Origin of the sequence: Streptomyces sp. SPB074, assembly GCF_000154905.1 — a bacterium.
Classification (GTDB): Bacteria; Actinomycetota; Actinomycetes; order Streptomycetales; family Streptomycetaceae; genus Streptomyces.
This window is the reverse complement of the sequence record NZ_GG770539.1, coordinates 1,815,557-1,824,793: the sequence shown is the minus strand read 5'-3', so window position 1 is coordinate 1,824,793 and position 9,237 is coordinate 1,815,557. Positions and strand designations below refer to the sequence as shown.

General features: G+C 72.0%; 3 protein-coding genes and 1 pseudogene. 1 reads left to right on the top strand and 3 read right to left on the bottom strand.

Features of this window, described 5'->3' with window-relative positions; all coding sequences use genetic code 11:
• Positions 1-30: 30 nt before the first annotated feature.
• Both treS and SSBG_RS07205 read right to left on the bottom strand, forming a co-directional pair.
• Positions 31-1,755 carry a maltose alpha-D-glucosyltransferase gene (gene treS / locus SSBG_RS07210; RefSeq protein ID WP_008745543.1) on the bottom strand — a complete coding sequence of 575 codons (1,725 nt, stop codon included), beginning with the start codon at positions 1,753-1,755 and terminating at the stop codon, positions 31-33.
• Positions 1,752-3,752: an alpha-1,4-glucan--maltose-1-phosphate maltosyltransferase gene (locus SSBG_RS07205; RefSeq protein ID WP_008745542.1), complete on the bottom strand. Its 2,001-nt coding sequence runs from the start codon at positions 3,750-3,752 to the stop codon at positions 1,752-1,754. Before SSBG_RS07205 ends, treS begins: the two co-directional genes overlap by 4 nt.
• A gap of 648 nt (positions 3,753-4,400) precedes the next feature.
• On the opposite strand from SSBG_RS07205, the pseudogene glgP reads away from it, so the two are divergent.
• Positions 4,401-7,042 (top strand): annotated as a pseudogene (glgP, locus tag SSBG_RS07200) (alpha-glucan family phosphorylase).
• Between the two features lie 167 nt (positions 7,043-7,209).
• Here glgP and SSBG_RS07195 read toward each other — a convergent pair.
• Positions 7,210-8,745, bottom strand: coding sequence for a M4 family metallopeptidase (locus SSBG_RS07195; protein WP_037869144.1), 1,536 nt, complete (start codon positions 8,743-8,745; stop codon positions 7,210-7,212).
• Positions 8,746-9,237: the final 492 nt, after the last annotated feature.

Here is a 9,237-nt window from a genome sequence, read left to right as displayed (position 1 = left end):
CCCCCGCGCGGGGGCGGGGGCCGCGAGCGCTCAGCGCTCGGCCGGGTCCTTGCGCAGCCGGAACCAGTAGAAGCCGTGGCCCGCGAGGGTCAGCAGGTACGGCAGTTCACCGATCGCGGGGAAGCGCACGCCACCGATGAGTTCCACCGGATGGCGGCCCGCGTACGCCTGGAGGTCCAGCTCGGTGGGCTGGGCGAAGCGCGAGAAGTTGTGCACGCACAGCACCAGGTCGTCCGAGGTGCCGTCCTCCGAGCGCAGCTCGCGCAGGAAGGCGAGCACCGCGGGGTTCGAGGAGGGCAGCTCCGTATACGAACCGAGCCCGAAGGCGGGGTTCTGCTTGCGGATCTCGATCATGCGGCGGGTCCAGTGCAGCAGCGAGGCCGGGGCGGACATCGCCGCCTCGACGTTCGTCACCTGGTAGCCGTAGACCGGGTCCATGATGGTCGGCAGGAAGAGCCGGCCCGGGTCGCAGGAGGAGAACCCGGCGTTGCGGTCGGGGGTCCACTGCATCGGGGTGCGCACCGCGTCGCGGTCGCCCAGCCAGATGTTGTCCCCCATGCCGATCTCGTCCCCGTAGTAGAGGATGGGGGAGCCCGGCAGCGAGAGCAGCAGCGCCGTGAACAGCTCGATCTGGTCGCGGTCGTTGTCGAGCAGCGGCGCGAGCCGGCGGCGGATGCCGATGTTGGCGCGCATCCGCGGGTCCTTGGCGTACTCCGCGTACATGTAGTCGCGCTCTTCGTCCGTCACCATTTCGAGGGTCAGCTCGTCGTGGTTGCGCAGGAAGATGCCCCACTGGCACCCGGAGGGGATCGCCGGGGTCTTCGCGAGGATTTCCGAGACGGGGTAGCGCGACTCGCGCCGCACCGCCATGAAGATGCGCGGCATGACCGGGAAGTGGAAGGCCATGTGGCACTCGTCGCCGCCCTTGGCGAAGTCGCCGAAGTAGTCCACGACGTCCTCGGGCCACTGGTTGGCCTCGGCGAGGATCACGGTGTCCGGGTAGTGCGCGTCCACCTCGGCGCGCACCCGCTTGAGCATCTCGTGCGTCGCGGGCAGGTTCTCGCAGTTGGTGCCCTCCTCGGCGTAGAGGTAGGGGACCGCGTCGAGCCGGAAGCCGTCGATGCCGAGGTCGAGCCAGAAGCGCAGCGCCGCGAGGATCTCCTCCTGGACCGCCGGGTTCTCGTAGTTGAGGTCCGGCTGGTGCGAGAAGAAGCGGTGCCAGTAGTACTGCTTGCGGACCGGGTCGAAGGTCCAGTTGCTCGCCTCGGTGTCCACGAAGATGATGCGCGCGTCGCTGTACGCCTTGTCGTCGTCGGCCCAGACGTAGTAGTCGCCGTACGGCCCCTCGGGGTCCTTGCGGGACTCCTGGAACCACATGTGCTGGTCGCTCGTGTGGTTCATGACGAAGTCGATGATGACGCGCATCCCGCGCTGGTGGGCGGCGTCCACGAACTCCACGAAGTCCGCGAGGTCCCCGAACTCGGGGAGCACGGCGGTGTAGTCCGAGACGTCGTAGCCGCCGTCGCGCAGCGGGGACTGGAAGAACGGCGGGAGCCAGAGGCAGTCCACGCCGAGCCATTGCAGGTAGTCCAGCTTCGCGGTGATGCCCTTGAGGTCGCCGACTCCGTCGCCGTTGCTGTCCTGGAAGGACCGGACGAGGACTTCGTAGAAGACGGCGCGTTTGAACCAGTCGGGATCGCGGTCCTTGCGCGGGGTGTCCTCGAACGTGTCGGGGACGGGCTCGTTGACGATCATGATGCGGGTGACCCTCCGATCAGCGGGGACGGTCGCAGGGTGAACACGTGCGCGGGCGTGGTGGCCGGCTCCAGGCGCACGTAGTTGGCCCTGCCCCAGTGGTAGGTCTCGCCGGTGAGCGCGTCGCGCACCGGGACGGTCTCGTGCCAGTCGAGGCCGAGCGCCGGCATGTCCAACGAGACCGTCGCCTCCTGGGTGTGGTGGGGATCGAGGTTCGCGACCACGAGTACGACGTCGTTGCCCGCCCGTTTGGAGTACGCGATGACCTGGTCCCGGTCCGCGTGGTGGAAGTGCACCCGGCGCAGCTGCTGGAGCGCGGGGTGCAGCCGGCGGAGCCGGTTGAGCTTGGTGATCAGCGGGGCCAGCGAGCGTCCCGCGCGCTCGGCCCCCTCCCAGTCACGTGGCCTGAGCTGGTACTTCTCGGAGTCCAGGTACTCCTCGGAGCCGGGCTTGAGCGCCTGGTTCTCGTACAGCTCGAAGCCCGCGTACACCCCCCAGGTGGGGGAGAGCGTCGCCCCGAGCACGGCCCGGGTGGCGAAGGCGGGCGGCCCGCCGTCCTGGAGATAGCCGTGCAGGATGTCCGGGGTGTTCACGAAGAAATTGGGCCGCATGACCCACGCGGATTCACCCGCCAGCTCCCGCGCGTACTCCGTCAGCTCCTCCTTGGTGTTGCGCCAGGTGAAGTACGTGTACGACTGCTGGAAGCCCACGGCGGCCAGCGTCCGCATCATCGCGGGGCGGGTGAACGCCTCCGCGAGGAAGATGACGTCGGGATCGCGTCCGTTGATCTCCGCGATCACCTTCTGCCAGAACACGACCGGCTTCGTATGCGGATTGTCCACCCGGAAGATCCGCACCCCGTGGTCCATCCAGAAGCGCAGGACGCGGCAGGTCTCCGCGATGAGCCCCGGCATGTCCGTGTCGAAGGCGATCGGGTAGATGTCCTGGTACTTCTTCGGCGGGTTCTCGGCGTACGCGATCGAGCCGTCCGGGCGGTGGTGGAACCACTCCGGGTGCTCCTTGACCCAGGGGTGGTCGGGCGAGCACTGGAGCGCGAAGTCGAGCGCGATCTCCAGCCGCAGTTCCCGGGCCCGCGCCACGAAGGCGTCGAAGTCCTCCAGCGTGCCCAGCTCCGGGTGCACCGCGTCGTGCCCGCCGTCCGCCGAACCGATCGCCCACGGCACGCCCACGTCCTCGGGCGTCGGGTCGAGCGAGTTGTTGCGGCCCTTGCGGTGCGTCGTGCCGATCGGGTGGATCGGCGGCAGGTAGACGACGTCGAAGCCCATCGCCGCGACGCCGGGCAGCCGCTCGGCCGCCGTCCGGAACGTCCCCGAGAGGGTGCGCCCGTCCGCCGTGACCCGCGCCCCCTCGGAGCGCGGGAAGAACTCGTACCAGGAGCCGACGAGCGCTCTGCGCCGCTCGACGAGCAGCTTGAGCGGCTTCGAGGAACTGACCAGCTCGCGCAGCGGGTGCCGGTCCAGGACCTCCCGCACCTCCGGGGCGAGCGCGGCGGCCAGCCGCTGCCCCGGGGTGCGCGAGGTGTCGCGCAGCGCGTCGGCCGCCGCGAGCACCACCTCGCGCCTGCCGTCCTGCTTGGGGACCTTGCGCGCGGCGCGCTCGTGGAGCAGCGCGCCCTCCTCCAGGACGAGCGCGGTGTCGATCCCGGCGGGCACCTTGATGCCGGCCGCGTGCCGCCAGGTGGCGAGCGGATCGCTCCAGCCCTCCACCTTGTACGTCCAGCGGCCCTCCATGTCCGGGGTGACCTCGGCGCCCCAGCGGTCGGTGCCCGGCGCGAGTTCTCGCATCGGGGTCCACGGGCCCGGACGGCCGTCCGGGGACTTGAGCACCACATTGGCGGCGACGGCGTCATGGCCCTCGCGGAAGACGGTGGCACTGATCTCGAAGGTCTCGCCGACGACGGCCTTGGCGGGCCTGCGGCCGCAGTCGACGAGCGGGGACACATCCAGCACGGGGATGCGGCCGATCGGGGTTTTCACGGCATCACCTGGTGACGTAGCGGGTGCGGGTGCGGGTGGTGGGGCGGCACGGCGGGGCTCCGGGGACGCGTTCCGCGCGGAACGCGCCGCCCGTACGGGAGGTACGGGCGGAACGGACCGCGTGGGCGGTACGGGCGGAACGGGCCCTGCGGGGCCCGCCTGAGCCTTCGCACCGTCTATCGGCAGCGCGGAGCCGTCCGTTGACCGGGCCTTCACCCGATTCCCTCGCCGGCTTCCCTGAGGCATGGCCGCTCCTGTCCGCGTTCACCCGAGTGGGCGGATGAAAAAAGGGGTGCTGCGGTGGGCTACCGCGAAAGCCTTCCCCCGGTATCCGTATGGACAACCCGGCGGCGTGTTAACTCCTGGCTCGTCCCCACGGACACAATTCCGGCCACGTCGCACGAGGCCCGGGGGTGCGGCCCCGCGTCATCGGATTGTGGCTGGTGAGCGCGGTGGCGGCGATCCGGCAGGCGCATACGAGGGGCACGGGGAGCGTACGGGGTGAGCGCGCGCGCCGTGGTTGACGGGGCACCGCCCGCGCTAGGGTCGCCGGGAAGCGGCCTTTGTCCCGGTAACGCGGCCGGTGACAGGGCCGTCCGTGCAGCTTCCTGACGCTTCTGTTCAGCTTCCTGACGCTAAGGCGGCAACGTGAAGGCCATCCGACGATTCACCGTGCGTCCCGTACTCGCCGCACCCCTGCGCCCCCTCGACACGCTCGCCCGCAACCTGCGCTGGTCCTGGCACCCCCCGACGCGCGAGGTGTTCCGCGCCGCCGACCCCGTCCTGTGGGAGGAGAGCGGGCAGGACCCGCTGCGCCTGCTCGCCGCGCTGGACCAGGAACGGCTCACCGCCCTCGCCGCCGACGAGCACTACGTGCGCGCCCTCGGCGAGGCCGCCGCCGACCTGGACACCTACCTCTCGGAAGGCCGCTGGTACCAGCGGCAGGACCCGGCCGCGCTGCCGGGCGCCATCGCCTACTTCTCGCCCGAGTTCGGCGTCACCGCCGCGCTCCCGCAGTACTCGGGCGGCCTCGGCATCCTCGCCGGGGACCACCTCAAATCGGCCAGCGACCTCGGCGTCCCGCTCATCGGCGTCGGCCTCCTCTACCGGCACGGCTACTTCCGCCAGTCCCTCTCGCGCGAGGGCTGGCAGCAGGAGACCTACCCCGTGCTCGACCCGGGCGAGCTGCCCCTGAGCCTGCTGCGCGAGCAGGACGGGACCCCCGCCGAGATCTCCCTCACGCTCCCCGCCGGGCGCGTCCTGCGCGCGCGCATCTGGCAGGCGGCGGTCGGCCGCGTGCCGCTCCTGCTCCTCGACTCCGAGGTCGAGGACAACGACCGCGCGGCCCGCGAGGTGACCGACCGTCTCTACGGCGGCGGCAGCGAGCACCGCCTGCACCAGGAGATGCTGCTCGGCATCGGCGGCGTCCGCGCCGTGCGCGCCTACTGCCGCCTCACCGGGCACCCCGCTCCCGAGGTGTTCCACACCAACGAGGGGCACGCCGGCTTCCTCGGCCTGGAACGCGTCCACGAGCTGCTGACCTGCGAGAACCCCGTGCACTCCGATGTCGCCGCCGCGCTCGAAGCCGTGCGCGCCGGGACCGTCTTCACCACCCACACGCCGGTGCCCGCCGGTATCGACCGCTTCGACGCCGAGCTGATCGCCCGCCACTTCGGGCCGGACGCCGAGCTGCCCGCGCTCGATGTGGAGGAGGTGCTGCGCCTGGGCCGCGAGACGTACGAGGGCGGGCAGCCGCACCTGTTCAACATGGCCGTGATGGGCCTGCGCCTCGCCCAGCGCGCCAACGGCGTCTCGACCCTGCACGGGCAGGTCAGCCGCGAGATGTTCGCCGGGCTCTGGCCGGGCTTCGACGCCGAGGAGGTGCCGATCGCCTCCGTCACCAACGGCGTCCACGCGGCGACCTGGGTCGCCCCCGAGGTCTTCGCGCTCGGCGCCGGGCGCATCGGCGCCGCGCGCGCACGAGGAGGCCATGGCGGTGGGCGACTCACCACCAATGGGACGCCGTCGCCGACATCCCCGACGCGGACATCTGGGGCGTGCGGGGGCAGCTCCGCGCCCGCCTCGTCGGCGAGGTCCGCCGCCGCCTGGCCGCCTCCTGGCGCCAGCGCGGCGCGGGCGCGGCCGAACTCGGCTGGATCGAGGGGGTGCTCGACCCCGACGTCCTCACGATCGGTTTCGCGCGCCGCGTCCCCTCCTACAAGCGCCTCACCCTCATGCTCCGCGATCCCGAACGCCTCACGCGCCTGCTGCTCCACCCCGAGCGGCCCGTGCAGATCGTCGTCGCGGGCAAGGCGCACCCCGCCGACGACGGCGGCAAGCGCCTCGTGCAGGACCTCGTCCGCTTCGCCGACGACCCGCGCGTGCGCCACCGCATCGTCTTCCTGCCCGACTACGGCATGGGCATGGCCCAGAGCCTCTACCCGGGATGCGACGTGTGGCTCAACAACCCGCTGCGGCCCCTGGAGGCGTGCGGCACGAGCGGCATGAAGGCCGCGCTCAACGGCGCCCTCAACCTCTCCGTGCTCGACGGCTGGTGGGACGAGTGGTACGAGCCGGACTTCGGCTGGGCGATCCCCACCGCCGACGGCAGCGCCCACCTGGACGAGGACCGCCGCGACGACCTGGAGTCCGAGGCCCTGTACCGCCTCCTGGAGGAGCGCGTCGCGCCGCGCTTCTACGACCACGACGCGCAGGGCCTGCCGGGCCGCTGGATCGAGATGGTCCGCCGCACCCTCGCGAGCCTGGGCCCGAAGGTCCTCGCCGGGCGCATGGTCCGCGACTACGTGGAGGACCTGTACACCCCGGCGGCGCGCGCCCACCGCGCCCTGACGCCCGAGGCGGCCGGGCAGCTCTCCGCGTGGAAGGCGAAGGTGCGCGCGGGCTGGGAGCGGGTCGCCGTCGAGCAGCCGGAGACGACGGCCGCGGGCACGGGCGCCGAGTACGGGGCGAGCCTGGGGCTGCGGGTACGCGTCTCGCTCGGGGCGCTCGCGCCGGAGGACGTCGAGGTGCAGGTGGTGTCGGGCCGGGTCGACGCGGACGACCGGATCAGCGAGCCGCACACGGTGCCGCTCAAGCCGGCCGGCGCGGGCCCCGACCTGGAGGGCCGCTGGACGTACGAGGGCCCGCTGGCGCTCGACCGCACGGGCAGCTTCGGCTACACGGTGCGTGTCCTGCCCGCCCACCGGCTCCTCGCCTCGCCCGCCGAGCTGGGGCTCGTGGCGGTGCCGGCGGAGGCGAAGGGGGACGGGGGCGGCGTGCTGATGCGCTGAGAGCGCGTGCTGTCGCGCCGAGGCCGCGAGGCGGTGCGCCGGGGCCGCGCGGTGTGCGTCGCGCCCGGCGGCTTCGGCGCGGGCGGTGCGGTGATCCGATGAACGGGATCAAAGGTAAAGGGCGTTCAACAGGTGAACGCCCCTTACCTCATGTCCGTGCCGTGCCGTCAGCTCACGTTGATGGCGGCCCAGGCGGCGTCCACCGCCTGGTACTCGGCGGAGTCCTCGCCGTACAGGTCACCGGCCGCGCTGAGCGTGGCCGCGCGGGCGTCCGCGTAGTCCGTCGTCGAGGTCATGTACTCGCTGAGCGCCTTGAACCACACCTGCGCGGCCTTGTCGATGCCGATGCCGGTCACCGTCGAGTCGTCGTAGGTCGGCGAGTCGTAGTCCACGCCGTTGACCGTCTTCGCGCCGCTGCCCTCGGACAGCAGGTAGAAGAAGTGGTTCGCCGGGCCCGAGGAGTAGTGGACGTCGGTGTTGCCGAGGTCCGAGGACCAGTAGTCGCGCGAGGCGCCGTCCTTGCTCGGCTCGTCCATGTACCGCAGCGGGCTGCCGTCGCCGTTGATGTCGATCTTCTCGCCGATGAGGTAGTCGCCCGGGTCCTCGTCGGTGTTGGAGTAGAACTCGACGGCGGTCGCCATGATGTCGCTCGTCGCCTCGTTGAGCCCGCCGGACTCCCCGCTGTAGATGAGGCCCGCCGTCGCGGCGGTGACGCCGTGGCTCATCTCGTGCGCGGCGACGTCGAGGGCGGTGAGCGGCGCGGCGTTCCCCGCCCCGTCCCCGTACGTCATGCAGAAGCAGCTGTCCTGCCAGAAGGCGTTGACGTAGTTGTTGCCGTAGTGGACCCGCGAGGTCGCGCCCTTGCCGTCCCCGGCGATGCCGGAGCGGCCGTGCACGTCCTTGTAGTAGTCCCAGGTCTCGGCCGCGCCGTAGGCGGCGTCGACGGCGGCGGTCTGCGGGTCGTCCGGCGTGCCGTCGCCCCACTCGTCGTCGTCGTCCGTGACGAGCGCGCCGGTCCCGGCGGAGCTGTTGTCGAGGTTGTACGTCTTGTGCCCGCCGCGGTCGGCGTCGGTCAGCTCGAAGCCGCCGCCGGAGGACGGGCTCGTGCCGATCTCGACGTCGCCGTTGTACTCGCTGTGCCCGAGGCCGGTCTCTACACCGTCCCAGCGGGCGAGCCGCTTGCCGCTCGCCGCGTCGGTCACGGTGTGCAGCTCGCTCGGCGTGCCGTCCTTCTTCACCGACTTCGCGACGGTCTCGTAGGCCAGCACCGGGCTGGTGGCGCGCGGCGCCCAGACGACCTTCGTGGCGCCCTTCGGCGCGGCCTTGAGGGTCTTGGGGCTCGTGTCGAGCGAGAGTTCCGCCTTACTCGCCCGGTTGACGCCGAGCTGCTTCCCGCTCTTCGCGGTGTGCACGATCAGGTCACCGCCCAGGACGCGCAGGCCCTGGTAGGTGCGGTCGTAGCGGGTGTGCACGGTGCCGTCGCGGTCCTTCACGACGTCCTTGACGTGCAGTTCCTCCTGGGCGCCGAGGCCGAGGGCGCGCGCCGTCGTCGCGGTGTCCGCCTTCGCCTCCTTGAGGAGGTCCGCGCGGAGCGAGACGGTCATCTTGAGCGGCGTCGCGGACGGGGTGCGGTCCGCCGCCGTGGCGGGGGCGCCGAGGGCCCCCGCGAGCAGAGCGGCGGAGGCGACCGCGGTGGCGGACACGAGAGCCGTTCTGGAGAAACGGGAGGTACGGGACGTGCCGGGGCTACGGGACAACGCTGACTCCCAGTCGATTTGTTCCAGTGGGGGGAGCGCGGACCGGTGCCGGGACCCGGCGGGGCGCGGGCCGCGGGTGGTGACCCGGGGCCGTGTCCCGGCGGGGCCGTACCTCGTGGGGAGGCGACGACGGGCCGCGCGGTGAACTGACGGGTGTGCGGGTGGGACGGGGCCGGATCGTCCGTGAAGGCGACCCGACCCCGGGGGGTGGGGGGTGTGGCCGACCGTGGGGGGTGGCGCATCGCCACCTTCGCACCGGGGGCCGCCGCGTGTCATGACCACGAAGAGAGCTTGGCCGGAACCGTGCCCCGCCTCCGTGCCGCGCTCCGCGCGCCCGTTCCCGGCCCCGGCGCGCCGCGCCTGTTACGCGTCGGTAGCTCAACAAGGCCGCGGGAGCGGTTTCCCCGCACATGCCAGAAGCGGGTGCGCCGGGGCTGT